We start from the raw sequence: 20,716 nt of genomic DNA on the forward strand, positions 1-20,716 counted from the left end.
AAAATTAATATAACAATAGCGCTTTTCATAGCACTAACTTTTTTTTGCTGTTAAGACGCCATTAACAAGCCTCTCCTAAAATACTGATACCTTCAATCTTCAATTTTTTATTATGCGTTTACCCGTTGTTTGTTCCTTGCTGGTACTGATATGTTGTACCGCCTTTTCCCAAAATCCTGAAATTTATGATGTTGTTATTCATGAAGTATTACCAAAGCCCACACCAGTATTGGCTTTGCCGCCATATGAGTATATAGAATTATATAATCGGAGTGTTCATTCCTATAATCTTGAAAACTGGCAGCTAAAAGTTAATAGCCGCACTGTTTCTTTACCAGCTTATCTTCTGAAACCTGATAGCCTAATCGTATTTTGTTCCGTTGCGGGGGCAGAAGCCTATCATCAGAGCAATATTGTTGGGATTTCCAGGTTCCCGGCAATTTCAGATGATACAGCCCTGATCACGCTTTTCGATTCAAAGCATAAGGTAATTCACGCTATTGATTACAATCAGGGCTGGTACGGCAGTGTTTCAAAGAATGGCAAAAGCCTTGAAATGATTGATATCGGGAAACCCTGTTATGAAAAAGCCAACTGGCTGCCAAGCTCCAGTTCTACCGGCGGCACTCCCGGAACCATGAATTCTGTACACGGGCAATGGACCGATGATTCCCGCCCCGATCTGCTCTACGCTGTATGGCTGGATAGTCTCACAATCAGGCTCCTGTTCAGCAAATCATTAGATAGCAGCATCGCTACTAATCCTACATATTACAAAATATCCCCAGACCTCCCATTGAAGGCCATTAAAGCTGTGCCTCCATTATTTAAAGAGGTGGACCTTAGTTTATTGGACCCCGTTTATACTGAAGTATTATATCAAATCACTACCAATGGCTTATTGGATTGTACCGGAAAGGAAAGTGACCTGTATAATACCACTATCTTGGGAAAAGGGAAAAAACCACAAAAAGGAAATATTGTAATTAACGAACTATTGGTTAATCCTTCCCCGGGCATCCCTAAATTTATCGAGGTTTATAACAGATCTGATAAACCAATAGCTTTAGATCAATTATATTTTAGCTCCAGAAAGAAAGATGGAAGTCTCTCCACCTTCCGAAAACTGGCTGTTCTCCCCAGAATATTACCAGCTTCCGATTACCTCGCTTTTACCACCAATGCAGAAGCATTATGCCAACATTTTATTTGTAAGGCAAAGGATAAAATTGCAACAATAAATAGCTTACCCACCATGGCGATGGATGAAGGATCAGTTATATTATTATCAGCCGATTCTACAATTATTGATGATGTACGATATTCCGATTCCCTATTCTTTCCGTTAATGACTAACAACCGCGATGTGTCGATAGAGCGTTTGTCTCCCGAGCAAGCATCTGATATTTCCTCTAATTGGCATACCGCTTCTAATATATACAATGGAGCTACTCCCGGCTTCGAAAACTCCCAGCGATGGGTGGCAGCAGTTAATCCTCCTATTATTGCGATTCAACCAGCACTGATAACCCCCGATCTGATTATTGATAATAAAGCCATATTAAGCTGGGAACTACCCCAGCCTGGTTATGTGGGCAATGTGAATATCTACGATATACAGGGTAAACTTGTCAGACAGCTGGCGCGTAATATACTACTGGGAAATAGTGGGAATTTATCCTGGAATGGAACAAATGAGGCTTCAGAAATTTTGCCATCAGGAGTTTATATATTCTTAATAGAAATATTTAACTTGCAGGGAAGCATTATGCGCTGGAAAAGAACGGTAACGCTGGCACGGAAGTTGAAATAACAGCGATCTCTAATACGTAAAATTAGCCACTGGCAATCTATTATAATTATTTATATTTGCGCTTCCTAAAAATTTAGACATGCAGTACAGAGAAATTGTTGCAGTAACCGGATTGGGCGGTTTGTTTCAGTTAGTAGCCAGCAAACAAGATGGCGCCATCGTAAGGTCACTGGAAGATAAAAGCACTAAGTTTGTGTCTTCCCGCGTGCATAATTTTACTCCACTGGAAAGTATTGAAGTATTCACTACCGGCGAAAACGTAAACCTGGCTGAAGTATTTAAAGCTATGGACGAAAAGTTCTCAACTTTTCCGCCATTAGACGGTAAAGCAGATAACAATGCTATCAAAGCATATTTCAAAAACGTATTCCCTGAATTCGATGAAGACAGAGTATATGTGAGCGATATGAAGAAGATGGTTAAATGGTTTGGTATCCTCAAAGCAAATGATCTGTTGAAATTCGATGAAATCCTCGCTAACGGCGAAGAGGAAGTGGAAGAAGTAGCAGTTGAAGAAACTGCCGCACCAGAAAAAAAGAAAAAAGCTGCTCCCGCTGCCACTGAAGAAGTAGCAGAAGAAAAGCCAAAGAAAGCACGCGCTAAAAAGGCCGACAAGGAAGAAGGTGAAGAAGGTGCCGCTGAAAAAGCACCTAAGAAGACTAAAGCTAAGAAAGAAGAAGCGTCTACAGAAGAAGGTGAAGCTAAAAAAGTAGCTAAACCACGCAAGAAGAAAACAGAAGAATAAAGTATATCGGCGCATTGATGATCCATTCATCAATACCCTGCTAACAGGCTTCTATTTACAAAGGTTTTTCCTGGTAAGTAGAAGCCTGAAGTCTTTTTAGAAAATAGTATACTGACGATCTATCTGGTTTACCAATTGGCTATTATACCGTTTTTCTAATAACGGACGGATCTTTATATAGATATCTTTTTTAACCCATTTCGCAAATTCTTTCAGTGTCTTTGAATGATCCAACAAATGCTCATAAAAGACCACACCTGCCGCATTCCAAAGATTCTTATCGTTTTGGCGAAAACACCATTCGGCATAGTCATAATATTTGCGGAGCTGCAATTTATTATCATTATCATGTGCTTCCTGCGTTTCGGAAAGCAATAGCATGAACGCAGTATAAATATCATTGTCCTCAATCTCCCTTTTGAACCGGGGCATTATTTCTAAGGCTTTGTGTCTCCAAACACTCATAAGTTTTATTTATAGGAAACATTAACTATTCTTTAGTTTCCTACTCAAGTAAAATTTCATAAATTTCTCAATCTGAAAATTAAAAAATTATAGATAGGATGAATAATTTAAGTGCAGATATCAAAAAAGTACCCCGCCACTTCCTCCCGGAAGATTTTCAAGTAACTACCTGGGATACTCTTCAACCCTACTTCGAAGCATTAATTCAAAGAAATATTAATAGCGTTACTGACCTCGAAAGTTGGCTTAAAGATATGAGTGAGCTGGAAGCCGTAGTAAGTGAAGATGCTTGCTGGCGCCAAATCAAAATGACCTGCGATACTACTGATAAATCGCTGGAAGAAGCATTCACTTATTTCTGTATGGAAATTCAGCCTAAGCTGCAGCCATACGCCGATGCGTTAAACAAAAAGTTTATCGAAAGTCCATATGTAAAAGAACTTGATCCCGATTTGTATAAAACGTATATACGCAGCGTTAACAAGCAAATCAAACTCTTCAGAGAAGAAAATATTCCTATCCAGGCGGAGCTTAGCGTAATGGCCCAACAATATGGTGCCATCGCCGGTAAAATGACGATTACTGTTAATGGCCAGGAATACACGCTTCAGCAAGCCGCAAAATTCCTCGAAAGCAGCGATAGAGCCTTACGTGAAGAGGTGTTTACCAAAACAGCTGCCAGAAGATTGGAAGATAAACAGGCCCTGGATGAACTATACTCTGGCCTTGTTAAAAAACGTGATCAGGTTGCAAAGAATGCAGGATTCAATAACTACCGCGATTATAAATTCGAAGAGTTAGGAAGGTTCGATTATACTAAGGAAGATGTTTTCCAGTTTCATGAAGCCATCAAATCACATATAGTACCGCTGGTTCAGGATACCCTTGAAAAGCAGAAAACCAAACTTAATCTCGAGGTTTTAAGACCCTGGGATACTGATGCCGAACCTGTTGGAGTACAGCCACTGGAGCCCTTCCATACTGGCGATGAATTGGTTTCCAAAGCTATCGAAACATTCGATAAACTCGATCCCTTCTTTGGTGATTGCCTGCGGGTAATGAAACAAATGGGGCGGCTCGATCTCGAGAGCAGAAAAGGTAAGGCGCCAGGTGGCTATAACTGCCCACTTGCAGAAACTGGTGTACCTTTCATATTCATGAATGCAGCCGGACAAATGAAGGATCTTACCACCATGGTACATGAAGGTGGACATGCTGTACATTCTTTCTTAAGTCATAATCTTACATTGAGTGCTTTTAAAGAATATCCAATGGAGATTGCTGAAGTGGCGAGCATGAGCATGGAACTGCTGACGATGGACTACTGGGATATTTTCTTTAAAGATGCCGACCAGCTGCGACGGGCTAAATTGCAACAGTTGGAACGTTCAATTACTATTTTCCCATGGATTGCAACTATAGATAAATTCCAGCACTGGATTTATGAAAATCCTCAACATACAGTTGAAGAACGGACTGCTAAATGGTTGGAAATTCTGAATGAGTTTTCTCCTTCAGTTGTTGACTGGTCGGGGCATGAAGACTATAGAGCTATTACCTGGCAAAGGCAACTGCATCTGTTTGAAGTACCATTCTATTACATAGAATATGGAATTGCTCAATTAGGTGCTATAGCAATGTGGAAACAGTACAAAGAAAATAAGCAACAGGCTTTGGAGAACTATGTGAAAGCATTGAGTTTAGGAAATACTAAAACATTACCCGAGCTATATAAAGCTGCAGGAATTAAGTTCGATTTCTCTCCTGCTTATGTGAAAGAGCTGGCAGATTTTGTGAAGGCAGAAATTTCGAAGATTTAGCTCGCGTTGCTCGCTTTTTCTCGCAAAGAGGCATAAGAAGCAAAGAGGCATAAGGATCGAAGCGAATGTTCAAGGAATTCAGATCGGTTTCTAATATAATAGAAAAACCAATCAGGAGCCCCTTAAAAATCGCTTCGATCCTTATGCCTCTTTGCTTCTTATGCCTCTTTGCGAGAAACACAAGCGAGCAACGCGAGCTTATTTACAGGATTTGCAAACCCCACTTACCACTACTTCTACATTATGTGCTGCGTAACCCTTTGGTAGATGGATGGCAGGCACATTAGTTTCTTCCAGGCAAACAGTATTTCCACACTCTTCACACTTAAAATGTACATGATGATCGTGATGATCATGTTCTGTACATTCAGATTTGCATAACGCATATCTGACTGAGGTATCTGTAGTTGGTATTTTATGTATTATGCCTTTATCCAAAAAAGTTTGTAGTGTACGATACACGGTAACACGATCAAAACTTGAGCCTGTAAGTTTCTCAAAATCGCTATGTTCCAGTGCACCATTGCTTTTCATGAAAAGCTCCAGAATTTTGGTTCTGGTATCTGTCACGCTTAACTTGCTTTCCCGCAATAGGTTTCCAATCCGCTCCGTTAATTGTTGCTTGCTGCCCATGATGAAAAAATTTATTATTCTCCCATTAATCTGTCGATATCTTCAATTAACCTGTCAATATCCAATTGTTTGGTGCCTTCATACAGGCCTCTGATATGTCCTGTTTTATCTACCAGCGCAAACCATTGTGTATGCACAAAATCCTCATCTCCGGTGTAAGTACCATCATCTACTAAATAACCCTGGCGAGCCAATCGATATAAATCTTTCTTTGTTCCTGTTAAGAACCACCAGTTTTTTGAATCCGCTCCATGCTTTTCTGCATATGCTTTCAATGCAGCTACGCTATCATTTTCAGGATCTACTGTATGAGAAAGGATCAGAAAGTTGGAATAGCCCTTATATTTAGCATATACCTTTTCCATATTGGCATTCATCTTCGGACAAATACCTGTACAAGTAGTAAAGAAAAACTCAGTTACATAGATCTTACCATCTACATCAGCCTTGGTTTTAGTTTGACCATTCTGATCTGTAAAGGAAAATCCAGGAACCGTATGGCCTACCGGACCTAAGAACGGTAATTTTTCTTTCCCGAAAAAGGAGCCGGTTTCTCCTTTAATTACATATCCTGCATATCCCAAAAAGACTGCACTCAACACAACAAAAAATGAAATGAGTATGATTAATTTCTTCGACATAGGTAAGTCACCTTTTTATCCAGTATACAAAGGTACTACATCCTAAAGAGATACTCGCCAATTATGAAAGAAACACTCGTTTTCTATGATTTTATAATACGTTATACATAACGTTTTTATTTATTTAACAAATATGCAACAATGTTGCATATTTGTGTATATTCGCGTCATGAAAGTTTAGAAAAATGGATTTGAAAATCATTAGAAAAGTAAATGCCGACTTCCTTGGAATAAGTGCCTCTATCATTTGTGCGATACATTGTGCAATCTGGCCTTTGGTATTAATGCTATTGCCTATCGGCAGTTTATGGAGCGAGAATGTTTATGTTGAATATTGTCTCCTGGGTTTTTCATTCCTGATTGGAATTTGGTCGCTTGGGCGCGGCTATCTGATGCATCATAAACGCTTTCTCTCAGTGTTCATTTTTATAATAAGCTTTTCCATTCTTCTGCTCGCACATTTTTATATTGAAAATAGCTTAGAACTACTCCTTATTTTTCTGGCGGCTATTGGAATTATCATTGCTCATTTATTGAATTATAGATGGATGAAAATTTGTAAAATTTAGATTAGCCTAAAAAATAATTTAGACAAACATATTTTCAATTTATAGATTTGCTGAAAAATAAATATTCAGTGAAACTAATATCTATACTCTCTATTTGCATGTTCTCTACCCTGCTGGCCACTGCTCAGCAAGGGAATATAAAAGGCGTCGTCAGAACACCCGATGGACATCCGGTACCGCTGGCTACCATCGCAATTCCGGCGCTTAAGATTGGTAGCATGGCAGATCAGGATGGCAATTTCATCCTGAAAAACCTGCCAGCCGGTAAGCATGAGCTTAAAATTTCTGTTGTTGGTTACAGAACCAGCATTCAACAACAAACAGTAACCGCTAATCTTACCACCAACTGTACAGTAATTCTAACTGACGATGCTTCCAAACTCAATGAAGTGGTAGTAACCGGAGTTTCCAAGGCTACTTCAATCCGGAAAAATCCTATACCCCTTGCCGTTATAGGAGGTAAAACCATGAACAGGAACGTAAATAATAACATCATTGATGCAATCATTAAAGAAATCCCCGGACTCAGTGCTGTAACTACCGGCCCAAATATCTCTAAGCCCTTCATCAGAGGTCTGGGTTATAATCGCGTGCTAACCCTTTATGACGGGGTTCGACAGGAAGGCCAGCAATGGGGCGACGAACATGGTATCGAGATAGACCAATATGGCGTTACCAGAGCTGAAGTGGTAAAAGGGCCGGCCAGCCTGACTTATGGGTCTGATGCCCTGGCTGGTGTTATAAATATGATTCCGGAATTTCCATCAATGGAATCTGGCCGGCTTAAAGGAAGTGCCCTGGTAGATTATCATACCAACAACGGAATGATCGGGTCTTCCTTAATGCTGGGGCAAAAAATAAATGACTGGAAATACATGGTCAGAGGAAGTGTAAAAGCTGCTCACAATTATCAGAATAAAATAGACGGATACGTATATGGTACCGCATTCAGAGAATATAATTTATCCTTGCTCGGAAGAGTAGATAAATCATGGGGTTATTCTCAAACTGGTGTTACTTTGTACGATAATACCCAGGAAATCCCTGATGGAAGCCGGGATTCACTTACCAGGAAGTTTACATATCAGGTAAATGAAGACGATGATATTAAGAACAGACCTATAGTTCCCGATAGTCGCCTGCGTACTTACACCCTTAACCCGCTTCATCAAAGAATCCAGCATTACAGAGTTTATAACAACACTTCCTATAAACTAGGAAGTAGCAACCTGCAAACGATGCTGGCTTTGCAGCAAAGTATCAGGCGGGAATATAATCATCCAGAACTAACCTCACAGCCCGGGCTATACGTTGTACTTAATACCCTGAACTATGATGTAAGATATAATCTGCCGGTTATTAAAGGGATTGAAACAACCGTGGGGGTCAATGGAATGTATCAATCCAATAAAAGTAAAAAAGCAACAGATTTTCCAATTCCCGATTACGACCTTTTTGATATAGGAGGGTTCCTGTATGCTAAGAAAACAATAGGATCGGTAGATATCTCCGGTGGTATCAGGTACGATAACAGGTTTATTAACTGGAACGACTTCTATGTAGGTCCGGATAAAGACAACGGCCTGGAAAAACGCGTGTATCCACCTGATACTGCAGGTGCCAACCTTCAATTCCCGCATTTTAATCATAGATATAGTGGAATTTCAGGGAGCCTCGGCGCTACCTGGGGCATCAATGATTATCTGTTTCTAAAAGCAAATGTAGCAAGAGGCTACCGGGCTCCGAATATAACAGAGATCGGGTCTAATGGTCTTGATCCCGGTGCTCATATTGTTTATCTGGGGAACAGGAACTTTAAACCTGAATTCAGCTTACAGGAAGATATCGGGTTGGCCCTTATGCTTCCGGATCTGGACGTAGATCTGGCTGTTTTTCATAATAGCATTAGTAACTATATCTATCAGGCAAGACTATACGATAATAATGGAAATCCTGTAGTAATTGTTCCTGGTAATGTAACATACAGTTATCAACAATCGGCCGCCAGGCTTTATGGGGCGGAACTTTCTGTAGGACTGCATCCCCGCCGGATTCCATGGCTGAATGTGAATTCTAATCTTGCTATTACCCAGGGCCGCAACAGAAATTCGGCGCTGATTGCAGAACATGGTTCTGCTGCCCGTTACTTACCGCTGATTCCTCCAACCCAGTGGCGCACAGAGATTCGGGCAACGTCACAAAACCGGTTTGCCTGTTTTACAAATGCATATTTACGGGCTGGAGTAGAGGTATTTGCTGATCAGTCGCATTTCTATGGCGTAGATGATACTGAAACTTTCACACCTGGTTATACATTATTGAATGCAGGTGCAGGTTCAGGAGTGGTAAATAAGAAAGGTAAATTGTTGTTTGAACTGTTTTTTCAGGTAGAAAATATTGGTAATGTAGCTTATCAATCCAATATGAATCGATTGAAGTACTTCGAATATTATGAAGCAACACCTAACGGAAGAAGAGGTATTTATAATATGGGAAGAAATATCAGTACTAAAATAGTGGTTCCCTTTTAGGCTACCATAATTTGATGCCTACTTTTATACCAAATTGAACACTTGGAAGGATACTTACCATTTTTCCGTCGTTGAGGGATACATTATTACCATCATAATGATAGGTATCGTATCTATAAAACTTACTGCGTATCCCTAAGCCGATGTATGGATCGAAGATGAATTTATCTTTTGTGAATTGTCGGCCAATTAACAATTGTAAGCCGCCTACATTTTTATCAGCTGTGTTGGTATAGGTAGTGTTATTAAAGGTTACGTTTTCGTTGGGGTAAAAGACTTTCTTATAGAATAAAATGGGTTCGAAATAGGTGCCTGCTGCTCTTGAAACTTTCATATCACGTGAAAAAAGATACCAGCGGGCACCTAATCTGAAGCCTAACCCGCGTCCATCAACGAATTGACTTGTGCTAATATCGGGTTTCTTCTGACCTATGTCTATTTTCTTAGCTAATACGTAGTCCGGATAATCTGTATAAATACCGCTGATGCCAAATTCAAGGCTAACCTTATCTGAAATTTCCTGTTCAAGATAAATATCAAGTTCATTTATTAAGGTAGCCGGATTGATTTTCAGGAAACCTTTACGTCCTACTCTTGTAGTACTATCCTGTGCTACAGCAGATAGGATGGGGAGAGAAAACAACCAGAATAATATCAGTGTTCTTTTCATACAGTTGTAGAGGTTAGAGCGGCGCTTATGCTATTTTTCGGACAATAATCGTTCCACAATTACCGGGAACCAGCGATGTTCGAGAGCCTGTACTTTTTTAGCCACAGATTCCGGGGTATCTGTACTGGTTACTTCACAACGTTCCTGCAGAATGGTTTCTCCGTCGTCGTATTTCTCATTAACAAAATGAATAGTAATACCACTTTCTTTATCTCCTGCTGCTACAACAGCTTCATGTACAAAATGCCCGTACATACCTTTTCCTCCATATTTAGGGAGTAAAGCCGGATGTATGTTAATAATCTTATTTGGATATGCCTGCACAAGATTAGCAGGTACTTTCCATAGGAAACCAGCTAATACCACCAGGTCTGTATGCGCCTCCTGCAATACCTTAATATATGTATCCGAATTAAAGAAAGCGGTTTTATCTATAATGACAGCCGGAATATTTTCACGTTCAGCAATTTGTAATACTCCCGCTCCTGGCTTATTACACAGAATTAATGAGACCCTGGCCAGATCAGAATGTCTGAAATGATCAATAATTTTTTGAGCGTTGCTACCAGCACCTGACGCGAAAATGGCTATATTTTTCAAAAGAAGATGTTTTATGGCTGGCAAAATTAACTTGTTTCCGGTTTCTCGCAAAGCGGCATCAGTTTTTTGAAGAAGCAAAAGAGGAAGCTATTCCCAAAATCCTTTAACCAGCTTAAGGATTTCGAGACATCATATCCCAATAGAAACCATTCCCCCAAAACCTTAGCTTCTTTGTAGGAAACTAACCTTAGCTAACTTCAAAAACCTTAACCACTTTGCGAGAAAACAATTAAAAACTACCATGGCTAACTTCAAAAACCTTAACCACTTTGCGAGAAAACAATTAAAAACTAACCTTGGCTAACTTCAAAAACCTTAGCTTCTTTGCGAGAAAACAATTAAAAACTATCTTGGCTAACTTCAAAAACCTTAACCACTTTGCGAGAAAGCAATTAAAAACTACCTTGGCTAGCTTCAAAAACCTTAGCTTCTTTGCGAGAAAGCATTCATTTAACCTGTAAATACTCTCCGCAGCCCCGGTATGTTTTGCCTTTATATGTAATCTGTACGGTATTGGGGCGCATTAATCCACTCATATCGTCTGTACAGAGGGTATTTCGGATGGAAACAGTAATATTTTTTGTGGTGTATACTTTTAAGCTGTCGGAGTTAGGTTGTGGAGATGGTAAGGCGGTTTTGATACTATCACCATTTATTGTATGAAAATAGATTTGTTTATGGTCGATGTCTAACGCCCATCCTGGTTCGTTTCCGTTTGCGGTAAAATTGATGCCTTGTTGTCGTTTTTGGGCAAATAGGGTGCGTCTGTCGCCCCCTTCAACCGGATTTAGGACATAATTACCAGCCAATACACCTTCGATTCTTCTCCCTTTAGGGTCGAGGAGCAGGAGATGACCATCTTCTGCGAGGAATGAGGCATTATCAGCTTTTCGTTGAATCATGATTGTTGAATCGGAGAGTTGCTTCCAGGTGCCGTTTTCCACATTTGCAACATTCATTGGAATACCTTCTACATTCATTCCTTTTGCCTGATAAGAAGTTAGTTCACTGAAAGTATGATCATCGAACAGGGTAATCTGATAGTTGATACCGGGGCAATCGGCACAAGGGATTGTTCCCTGGAAGGTGCCTGTAAGTTTTGTCATTTGATGGGTGCCGGTAGTATTATTTGTGCTGTCACTATTGGAACCGGCCCTTTTATTATTACAGGCCAGGGCGAATAATCCTATCGCCAGTAGCAGGGATTTCTGCATAAGATGTTTTTTTTAGAGGTTTGAACATTCTGGATGGCTGATAGGTTATTATGGTAAATTTAACGCTCTCTCAGAGATTTAAGTGTATTTGTTCTTATTTGTTCTGTGTATATATATAATATGATGAACAGGATATAGGGGTCTACTATCTTATTTTCATCTGCATATATTATAATTATATCCCCCAAAACCTACTTCTATACTAAGATGTAGACTATTATCCACATCGTTGATGAACTTTCAATCAAAATAATAAGTTCTGAAAGGTGATATGCGACAGAGGGCTTAAATACGCCAGCAGTAAGAATTACATCGAAATAATCACTCAATATACCAGTTGAAATAGACGAATCAGCAGGCAATAAATTTTTACAATTGTTTGAAAATTGTCAACATTCTGTCTTATTTTTGCTGGCACTTTTAAGAAACTTTAGGTCAAATCTAAACTATATAGGCTGTGTATCGTCGTGTTTCCATTCTTTTGCGCAAGCATTTTGTGAGTGTGCTTATTCTATGCGCTAGTATAGTAATTCCGTTTTCTTCAGTTAAGGCTGCGGATCCAGCGAAGGGTAAAGCAACATTCCAAACAAACTGCGCTTCCTGCCATAATGTCCACAAGAAGCTGACAGGTCCTGCATTAGCAGGGGTTGAAGGACGCTGGTCTGATAAAAAGTTATTACATCAGTGGATTCATAACTCCGCTTCAGTTCTGGCTTCAGGCGACAAATATGCTAATCAGTTGTTCGCTGAGTACAACAAACAAGCGATGCCTGCTTTCGCTGGGTTGTCTGACGGTGATATCGATGATATCCTGGCTTACATTCAGGTGGAAGAGAAAAATGTTCCTGGTCCTAAAACTGTTCCAGGTAATGAAGGAAAAGCTGAAGGCGAAGGTGCTGATAACAGTTTGTTATTCGGTATCATTACCCTGATTCTGGCGGTTGTAGCACTGATCCTCATGCAAATCAACAGCAACCTGAATAAGTTAGCTGCTGATAAAGATGGTGTACCAACTCCGGACCCTGTTCCTTTCTACAAAAACAAAGCTTACCTCGCACTGATCATTTTAGTGCTCTTTATGGTAGGTGGTTACTTCACAATCAATGGTGCTATCAATTTAGGTCGTCAGAAAAATTATATGCCTGAACAACCTATCTTCTACAGCCACAAAGTACACGCCGGCATTAACCAGATCAACTGTCTGTATTGCCACGCTGGTGCTGAGAAGAGTAAGATTGCCATGATTCCTTCTGAAAATATCTGTATGAACTGTCACAAGGCCATTAAAGAATATTCTGGTCCTGAACTGGTAACTGCAGAAGGTAAGAAAGTGAACGGTACTGCCGAAATCGCCAAATTATACGATTACGTTGGCTGGGATCCTGAGAAAGCTGCCTACACTAAACCAGGCAGACCTATCGAATGGACTAAGATCCACAACCTGCCAGACCATGTATACTTTAACCACTCCCAACACATTGTAGCTGGTAAACAACAATGTCAGACTTGCCACGGTGCAATCACTGAAATGGACGAAGTTCATCAGTTTGCAGACTTGTCAATGGGCTGGTGTATTAACTGTCACCGTACTACTAAAGTACAGTTCGCAGATAACAACTATTACAGCATCTTCGAGAAACTTCACCAGGAAATGAAAGATGGTAAGATCGATAGCGTAACTGTTGAAATGGTTGGTGGTACTGATTGTCAAAAATGCCACTACTAGGAAGGATTTAAGATTTAGTAACTCCGGAAACCATCCGGAGTTCAGAATCAAAAGAAGATATCAAAATTTATAAACGTAACTCGTTAATATAACATGGAGCAAAAAAAGTATTGGAAAGGCTTGGAGGAGTTGCACAATACCGATGCGCATCAGGAAATTGTGAAGAACGAATTCAGTGAAGAACTACCGTTCGAGAGTGAAGGCCTGTTAAATGCTACTACCCCCCGCAGGGATTTTCTAAAATATCTGGGGTTCACCACCGCTGCTGCTGCAATCGCCGCCAGCTGTGAAACACCAGTAAGAAAAGCTATTCCGTACGTAAACAAACCGGACGAAATTACTCCGGGTGTAGCCAACTATTATGCTTCTTCTTATTCTATTGATGGTGAATACGTACCATTAGTGGTGAAAACCCGCGAAGGTCGTCCTATCAAATTGGAAGGAAATACTTTATCATCAATCACAAACGGTGCTACTACTGCTAAAGTACAGGGTGCTGTTTTGAGTTTATATGATACCGCCCGTCTTCGCTACCCTTCTATCAGCGGCAGTGAAACTACCTGGGCCGAACTCGATAAACAAGTATCTGCAGCACTGGCCGGATTAGGCGGTGCTCCTGCTGTTATATTGAGCTCCACTTTATTAAGCCCTAGTACTAAAAAAGTAATAGGCGAATTCCTTGCTAAATATCCTAACTCACGCCACGTAGTATACGATCCGATCTCTTACTCGGGTATGCTGCAAGCCAACGAAGCTTCTTACGGTAAAAGAGTAATTCCTTCTTACCACTTCGAAAACGCTAAAGTGGTTGTTAGCTTAGGCGCTGATTTCCTCGGTACCTGGTTGAACCCTGCTGAATATGCTCAGCAATTCGGTCAAACCCGTAAGATCAATGCTGAAAAACCTGAAATGTCTAAGCATTTCGTGTTCGAAAGCACTATGAGCCTTACCGGTGCAAATGCCGACGAAAGATATACTCACCGTCCTTCTGAAGCTGGTGCTGTTGCTTTGGCACTCCTGGCTGCTGTTGGTGGTAATGTTACCGCTCCTGCTATCGCTGATAAACGCGTTCAGGAAGGTATCCAGAAAGCTGCTAAAGAACTGAAAGCTAATAATGGTAAATCATTGGTAGTTAGTGGTTCTAACGACGTAAACGTTCAAATTATCGTTAACGCTATCAACAACATCGTTGGTGCTAACGGTACTACCATCGATTTCGCTTCTCCTGCTAATTACCGTCAGGGTAACGACGCTGAAATGGCGAAACTGGTAACTGATATGAACGCCGGTAACATCGGTGCTGTACTGGTTTACGGTGCTAACCCTGCTTACGATTACTACGATGCAGCTAAATTCGCTGAAGGTCTGAAGAAAGTAAAACTCGCAGTTTCCTTCAACGAAAGAAAAGACGAAACAACTGAACTGTGCAAATTCTCAGCTCCTGATCATCACTTCCTCGAAAGCTGGAACGATGTTGAAGGTAAAACTGGTTACTACAGCTTCACTCAACCTACTATTCTCCCGCTCTTCAAAACCCGTTCTGTTCAGGATACATTGCTGACCTGGAGTGGTAACCCTACTACCTGGGCCGACTATCTGAAAAAAGAATGGATCGCTAAATTGGGTGGTAACGAATCTGCCTGGGATAAAGCATTACAGGATGGAGTTATAGAACCTGCTTCTGCTCCTGCTCTGGGTGGTGCTTCTTTCAATGGCGATGTTGCCGGTGCTGCTTCTAAAATCAGCAGTGCTAAGAAAGGTGGTACTTACGAATTAGTATTATACGAAAAAGTAGCTATCGGAAATGGTAAACTGGCTAATAATCCTTGGTTACAGGAAATGCCGGATCCTATTACCCGTGCTACCTGGGATAACTACGCTTGTATTTCCAATACACTCGCTAAGAAATTCTCTACTCAGTTAGGTGATGACTATGAAATCACTACTGATAAGAAAGTATTGAAAATTAAAGTTGGTGGTAAAGAAATCGAATTGCCATTGCTGATCCTTCCTGGTATTCACCCGGATGTTATCGCAATCGCTCTTGGTTATGGTCATAACGAAAGCTTCGGTAAAGCTGCCGGTAATATCGGTAAGAACGCTTATCCTTTTGTAAGCTTCAATGGTCAGACTTTCGATTACTTCAGCACTGATGCTTCTGTAGAAGCTACTGGTGCTAAAGCTCCTGTTGCTTTAACTCAAACTCACAATAGCTACGAAGGTCGTCCTATCATTAAAGAAACTACTTTGGAAGAGTTCATCAAGAACCCTAAAGAAGTGAACGAAGACAGGGAAGAACTGAAGAAGTTCGGTCCTGACTTCCGTAAAGACGCTACTTTGTATCCAAACTATACTTACCCTGGTATTAAATGGGGTATGTCTATCGACCTGAATACCTGCTTTGGTTGCGGTGCATGTACCATTGCTTGTCAGGCTGAGAACAACGTTTCTGTAGTTGGTAAAGAAGAAGTTGCAAAAGCACACGAAATGCACTGGATTCGTATCGACCGTTACTTCAGCGGAGATACTGATAATCCGGAAGTAGTATTCCAACCGATGCTGTGTCAGCATTGCGACAACGCTCCTTGTGAAAACGTTTGTCCGGTAGGTGCTACCAACCATAGCTCTGAAGGTATTAACCAGATGGCTTATAACCGTTGCATTGGTACTCGTTATTGCGCTAACAACTGTCCTTATAAAGTTCGTCGCCTCAACTGGAGAGACTGGAACGGAGCTGATAGCTTTGAAAACAACCTGTATGATGTTGCTGATATGAACGATAGCTTAACACGTATGGTATTGAACCCTGATGTAGTGGTTCGTAGCCGTGGTGTTATGGAAAAATGTTCTTTCTGCGTACAACGTTTACAGGATGCCAAGCTGCAAGCTAAGAAAGAAGGTCACCCTCTGAAAGATGGTGCTGCGAAAACAGCTTGTCAACAAGCATGTAGCGCTGGTGCGATCGTATTTGGTAACGTTAACGACAAGGACAGCGAAATCTTCAAAATCCGTAACGAAAAACAAACTGAAAGAATGTACTACGTACTGGAAGAAACCCACGTATTACCTTCAATCAACTACCTGGCTAAGATCAGAAACAAGGATGCGGCTCCTAAAGCAGAATCTGCTCACAAAGAAGAAGCTCATCACGCATAATGATCTTTAACGGTATCGTTAAGGAAAATAAGAAAGAAGTTACAGAATCTGAGATCATAACAAAAGACAAGGGCTAGCAGCTGGAAGCTAGCGGCTAAAAGCTTATAGAATATGCATTTAAAATACGAATCCACACTGAGAGAACCTTTGGTAGACGGGGTTAAGGATTATCACCAGGTAACGGAAGATATCATTAGTCCCATTGAGGGAAAGCCTGGTAAATTGTGGTATGTAGGCTTTTTTATATCACTATCACTGTTGGGCTTCGGCGCATTTTCAGTGTTCTGGCAGATATATTTCGGTGTTGGGGTATGGAATCTGAACAAGACTATCGGTTGGGGTTGGGATATCACCAACTTCGTATGGTGGGTAGGTATCGGTCACGCCGGTACGTTGATCTCCGCGATCCTCTTGTTATTCCGCCAAGGCTGGCGTACTGGTGTAAACCGTGCCGCTGAAGCGATGACTATCTTCGCCGTAATGTGCGCGGGTCAGTTCCCGATCATTCACATGGGTCGTGTATGGATGGCGTTCTTCATTCTGCCTTATCCAAATACCCGCGGTCCGGTATGGGTTAACTTTAACTCTCCGCTCCTTTGGGACGTATTCGCGATCTCTACTTACTTTACCGTATCGCTCCTCTTCTGGTATTCCGGTTTACTTCCGGATTTCGCTACCATCCGCGATAGGGCTAAAACTAAATTACGTAAACTGTTATATGGTGTAGCTTCTTTTGGTTGGACAGGTTCTACAAAACACTGGCAACGTCACGAAGCATTATCTCTGGTATTGGCTGGTTTATCTACTCCACTGGTACTTTCTGTACACACCATTGTATCGTTCGACTTTGCCACCTCTGTAATTCCTGGTTGGCATACTACCATCTTCCCTCCTTACTTCGTAGCGGGTGCGATCTTCTCAGGATTCGCGATGGTAAATACCTTGTTGATCATTACTCGTAAAATATTACACCTGGAAGAATACATTACTGTTGGACACATGGAAGCCATGAACAAAGTAATTGTACTGACCGGTTCTGTAGTAGGTTGCGCTTACCTGACTGAGTTATTCATGGCATGGTATGGTGCTAACCCTTACGAATTCGATACATTCTTCAAATACCGTGCTGCTGGTCCTTTAGGTTGGTCTTACTGGATTATGATGACCTGTAACGTAATTTCTCCGCAGGTATTCTGGTTCCGTAAAATGAGAAGAAGCGTTGCTGTGACTTTCATTATGTCTATCATCGTTAACATCGGTATGTGGTTCGAGCGTTTCGTGATTATCTGTACTTCATTGTACCGCGATTACCTGCCATCTAGCTGGTCTTACTATCGTCCATCCTGGCCAGAAGTTGGTTTCTACATGGGTACTTTCGGTCTGTTCTTTACTTGCTATTTCTTATTCGCTAAATACTTCCCGGTAATTGCGGTAGCTGAGATCAAGTCAATCCTGAAAACTTCAGGTGAGAACTATAAAGAGAAAATGGAAGTATACGAAGGGCAAGACACAGAGAAATTTGCTCACGAAGTTGCTCACGCACACTAATAGACGAATTAAGAACTAATTACTGGAATTTGAATTTTTAAATATATGGCTGTTAAAAAATTTGTTGTAGGCTTGTTTGACGATGAGGCAGTGTTGTTTCCGGCAGTTAAGAAAGTACGTACTGCAGGCTACAAATTGCACGATGTATACACTCCTTTTCCTGTTCACGGCCTTGATCATGCAATGGGTTTAAGAGAAACCAGTCTGCACACAGCCGGTTTCATATATGGAATCACCGGAACAACTACAGCATTATCTTTTATGAGCTGGGTGTTTAATGTTGATTGGCCGCTGAACATCGGTGGTAAACCACATTTCCCATTACCAGCTTTCATTCCTATCACATTTGAGTTGACTGTATTGTTTGCTGCTGTGGGTATGGTAATGACATTCTGCTGGTTGTGCCAGATGATGCCAGGTGTGAAGAAACATATCTTCCACCCAAGACAAACAGATGATAAGTTTGTAATGGTTATTGAGCTAACAGAGAAAACTAACGCAGAAGAAGTTAAGAGCTTCCTCACTGCTGCTGGTGCACATGATATAAATGAACAGAAAGCTGAAGCAGGATGGTGGTTCGGACGTTTCGATAAGGATGATGAGCCTTATCTGCGTAAAATTCAAACCGCAAACGCTTAATAATTTAACAGCTAAAATATACAGTTGCAACATTAGGATTCGTAAGCAAGACTAATGAAAGCTAGATAAATAATTTCTGATGAAAAGGACTTCCAACATATTGATTGTAGCCGCATTGGCAACTGGAGCTTTCCTGGCAGCCTGTAACAGAGGGGAGCACAACAGAAAGCCCGGCAGGATTTATATGCCCGACATGTATGAATCCCGTGCGTATGAGTTTTATAGTGCTCGTTTGTCAGCTCTGAAACCAGTGGAAGGAACAGTAAAAAGAGGAGAACTTCTGCCATACCACCTGAAAGAATCAGATACTGCACAAGCTAATCTGATCAAAAATCCATTAACTATTACAGGAACCGACCTGCAAGAAGGTGAACGTTTATTTAATATCTATTGTGGTATCTGCCATGGTACTGCTTTAGATGGTAACGGTCCTCTCTATAAAGGTGGTGAAGGTCCTTATCCTGCAGCTCCTGCCAACCTGGTTGCTGGTGCTAAAGCCGGATTAACTGAAGGCCGCATTTTCCATGTAATCACTTATGGATATAATATGATGGGTAGCTACGCCAGCCAACTCGACAGAGAACAACGCTGGAAAGTAGTGGCGTATATTCAAAGCAAAAAAGCAGGCGCTGCCGCTCCTGCAGGTGATTCTACCTCAGCTAAGTAAAGAGATTAACAGCATTTCAAAAGTATTTTAATATACAGTAATGAAAGACCAATTTGTAGTACCGGCAAGATTAAAGAAGACCAGCTTCGTGTTGATGGGAGTAGGCTTGCTGACGTTATTGATCGGATTAATTGCGTTTAAGGGTGAGACACGGTTCTGGGCCGGTCTGTTGCAAAACAGCAGCTTCTTTTTGCTGATTACATTGGCAAGCACCTTTTTTATAGCTGCTACTACCTTGGCACAAGGTGGTTGGCAAATTGCTTTCCGTCGTGTTCCTGAAGCTATTTCAATGGCTGTGCCTGTTCTGGCAGTCATTCTATTTCTCGTTGTGATGATCCTTATTTTCGGTGGAAGAGAAGATATCTACCACTGGATCAATGCCGAACACGTTGCACACGACCCAATTCTGAGCTGGAAAAAAGCTTTCCTGAATAAAGGATTCTTTACCATTGCTACTGTTATCACTTTAGCACTGTGGATCATCTTTACCATCAGAATCCGTAAAATGTCAATCCAGGAAGATAGCTGGGATATGAGCCGCGAAACCGGTCGTAAAATCCTCTGGAGAAACACCGTTGTTTGCGGTGGCTTCATGGCGATCTTTGTCCTTAGCGTTGGTTCTACCACTCCTTGGATCTGGTTAATGAGTATCGATGCACACTGGTTCTCTACCATGTATAGCTGGTATACCTTCGCTAGTACCTGGGTATCCGGTGTAGCATTAATCGCACTTTTCGTTGTTTACCTGAAAAGACACGGTTACCTCACTTTTGTAACTGAAGAACACCTGCACGATCTGGGTAAATTCCTGTTCGCTTTCAGTATCTTCTGGACTTACCTCTGGTTCTCCCAGTATATGCTGATCTGGTATGCAAACATGCCTGAAGAAACTGAGTACTTCCAACCTCGCGTTTGGGGCGAATGGAGACCAATTTTCTTCCTGAATCTCCTGATTAACTTTATTACACCGTTGTTGTTCCTGATGAAGAGGGATACTAAACGTAACTATACTGCAATAGTTTTCATCGCTATCGTGATCATCTTCGGTCACTGGCTCGATTTCTGGCAGATGGTTTACCCTGGTACCGTTAAGCACCTGTCATTCCCTTGGTATGAATTTGGACTTGGACTCGGATTTGTTGGATTGATTATCTTCCTGGTTTCCAATCAGCTTACTAAAGCTCCTTTGGTACCAAAGAATCATCCTTACCTGAAAGAAAGTATTGTTCACCACACCTAATGGTGTTTAAGGATCACAGACAATAGAAAATCATTAGAT

17 protein-coding genes are annotated in these 20,716 nt (G+C 41.1%); 11 read left to right on the plus strand and 6 right to left on the minus strand.

From position 1 onward, the window contains the following. Positions 1-112 precede the first annotated feature (112 nt). Together DVR12_RS11220 and DVR12_RS11225 are read left to right on the plus strand one after the other, a co-directional pair. Entirely contained in the window at positions 113-1,813 is a 1,701-nt protein-coding gene (locus DVR12_RS11220; RefSeq protein WP_116975775.1) for a lamin tail domain-containing protein, read from the plus strand. A gap of 79 nt (positions 1,814-1,892) precedes the next feature. Further along, a complete protein-coding gene (locus DVR12_RS11225; protein WP_116975776.1) occupies positions 1,893-2,558 on the plus strand; it encodes a DUF5606 family protein in 666 nt (221 codons plus the stop codon). A gap of 96 nt (positions 2,559-2,654) precedes the next feature. On the opposite strand, the gene DVR12_RS11230 is transcribed toward DVR12_RS11225, so the two are convergent. Further along, entirely contained in the window at positions 2,655-3,023 is a 369-nt protein-coding gene (locus tag DVR12_RS11230) for a DUF7674 family protein (RefSeq protein WP_116975777.1), read from the minus strand. Between the two features lie 98 nt (positions 3,024-3,121). Between DVR12_RS11230 and DVR12_RS11235 the strand changes: the two genes are divergently transcribed. Further along, a complete protein-coding gene (locus DVR12_RS11235; RefSeq protein WP_116975778.1) occupies positions 3,122-4,843 on the plus strand; it encodes a M3 family oligoendopeptidase in 1,722 nt (573 codons plus the stop codon). A 198-nt stretch (positions 4,844-5,041) separates the two neighbouring features. Here DVR12_RS11235 and DVR12_RS11240 read toward each other — a convergent pair whose 3' ends face one another. Then, positions 5,042-5,476, minus strand: coding sequence for a Fur family transcriptional regulator (locus DVR12_RS11240; RefSeq protein ID WP_116975779.1), 435 nt, complete (start codon positions 5,474-5,476; stop codon positions 5,042-5,044). Positions 5,477-5,490: 14 nt separating this feature from the next. Then, the gene (locus tag DVR12_RS11245) at positions 5,491-6,117 is read right to left on the minus strand and encodes an SCO family protein (RefSeq protein ID WP_116975780.1); all 627 of its coding nucleotides are present in this window, start codon (positions 6,115-6,117) and stop codon (positions 5,491-5,493) included. A 185-nt stretch (positions 6,118-6,302) separates the two neighbouring features. On the opposite strand from DVR12_RS11245, the gene DVR12_RS28125 reads away from it, so the two are divergent. Both DVR12_RS28125 and DVR12_RS11255 read left to right on the plus strand, forming a co-directional pair. Then, positions 6,303-6,686 carry a MerC domain-containing protein gene (locus DVR12_RS28125; protein ID WP_116975781.1) on the plus strand — a complete coding sequence of 128 codons (384 nt, stop codon included), beginning with the start codon at positions 6,303-6,305 and terminating at the stop codon, positions 6,684-6,686. Positions 6,687-6,754: 68 nt separating this feature from the next. Then, positions 6,755-9,217, plus strand: coding sequence for a TonB-dependent receptor (locus tag DVR12_RS11255; RefSeq protein WP_199417087.1), 2,463 nt, complete (start codon positions 6,755-6,757; stop codon positions 9,215-9,217). A gap of 1 nt (position 9,218) precedes the next feature. On the opposite strand, the gene DVR12_RS11260 is transcribed toward DVR12_RS11255, so the two are convergent. The 3 genes from DVR12_RS11260 to DVR12_RS11270 form a co-directional block, all read right to left on the minus strand. Beyond that, positions 9,219-9,887, minus strand: coding sequence for a hypothetical protein (locus DVR12_RS11260; protein ID WP_116975783.1), 669 nt, complete (start codon positions 9,885-9,887; stop codon positions 9,219-9,221). A 30-nt stretch (positions 9,888-9,917) separates the two neighbouring features. Further along, on the minus strand, positions 9,918-10,487 hold the full coding sequence (purN, locus tag DVR12_RS11265) for a phosphoribosylglycinamide formyltransferase (RefSeq protein WP_116976207.1): 570 nt from the start codon (positions 10,485-10,487) through the stop codon (positions 9,918-9,920). 446 nt (positions 10,488-10,933) lie between these two features. Beyond that, entirely contained in the window at positions 10,934-11,701 is a 768-nt protein-coding gene (locus DVR12_RS11270) for a copper resistance protein NlpE N-terminal domain-containing protein (protein ID WP_116975784.1), read from the minus strand. Between the two features lie 457 nt (positions 11,702-12,158). On the opposite strand from DVR12_RS11270, the gene DVR12_RS11275 reads away from it, so the two are divergent. The 6 genes from DVR12_RS11275 to DVR12_RS11300 all read left to right on the plus strand — a co-directional run bounded on the left by DVR12_RS11275 (position 12,159) and on the right by DVR12_RS11300 (position 20,677). Then, positions 12,159-13,427 carry a c-type cytochrome gene (locus DVR12_RS11275; RefSeq protein ID WP_233522301.1) on the plus strand — a complete coding sequence of 423 codons (1,269 nt, stop codon included), beginning with the start codon at positions 12,159-12,161 and terminating at the stop codon, positions 13,425-13,427. Between the two features lie 93 nt (positions 13,428-13,520). Further along, positions 13,521-16,583, plus strand: a complete 3,063-nt coding sequence (locus tag DVR12_RS11280) for a TAT-variant-translocated molybdopterin oxidoreductase (protein ID WP_116975785.1) — start codon at positions 13,521-13,523, stop codon at positions 16,581-16,583. Between the two features lie 111 nt (positions 16,584-16,694). Next, positions 16,695-18,131: an NrfD/PsrC family molybdoenzyme membrane anchor subunit gene (nrfD, locus tag DVR12_RS11285; RefSeq protein ID WP_116975786.1), complete on the plus strand. Its 1,437-nt coding sequence runs from the start codon at positions 16,695-16,697 to the stop codon at positions 18,129-18,131. Between the two features lie 45 nt (positions 18,132-18,176). Next, positions 18,177-18,770 carry a DUF3341 domain-containing protein gene (locus DVR12_RS11290; protein ID WP_116975787.1) on the plus strand — a complete coding sequence of 198 codons (594 nt, stop codon included), beginning with the start codon at positions 18,177-18,179 and terminating at the stop codon, positions 18,768-18,770. Between the two features lie 79 nt (positions 18,771-18,849). Next, positions 18,850-19,437 (plus strand): c-type cytochrome, encoded by a 588-nt coding sequence (locus DVR12_RS11295; RefSeq protein ID WP_116975788.1) that lies wholly within the window; start codon positions 18,850-18,852, stop codon positions 19,435-19,437. Positions 19,438-19,477: 40 nt separating this feature from the next. After that, the gene (locus DVR12_RS11300; RefSeq protein ID WP_116975789.1) at positions 19,478-20,677 is read left to right on the plus strand and encodes a quinol:cytochrome C oxidoreductase; all 1,200 of its coding nucleotides are present in this window, start codon (positions 19,478-19,480) and stop codon (positions 20,675-20,677) included. The last annotated feature ends 39 nt before the right edge of the window (positions 20,678-20,716 follow it).

The organism is Chitinophaga silvatica (assembly GCF_003419895.1).
Taxonomy (GTDB): Bacteria; Bacteroidota; Bacteroidia; order Chitinophagales; family Chitinophagaceae; genus Chitinophaga; species Chitinophaga silvatica.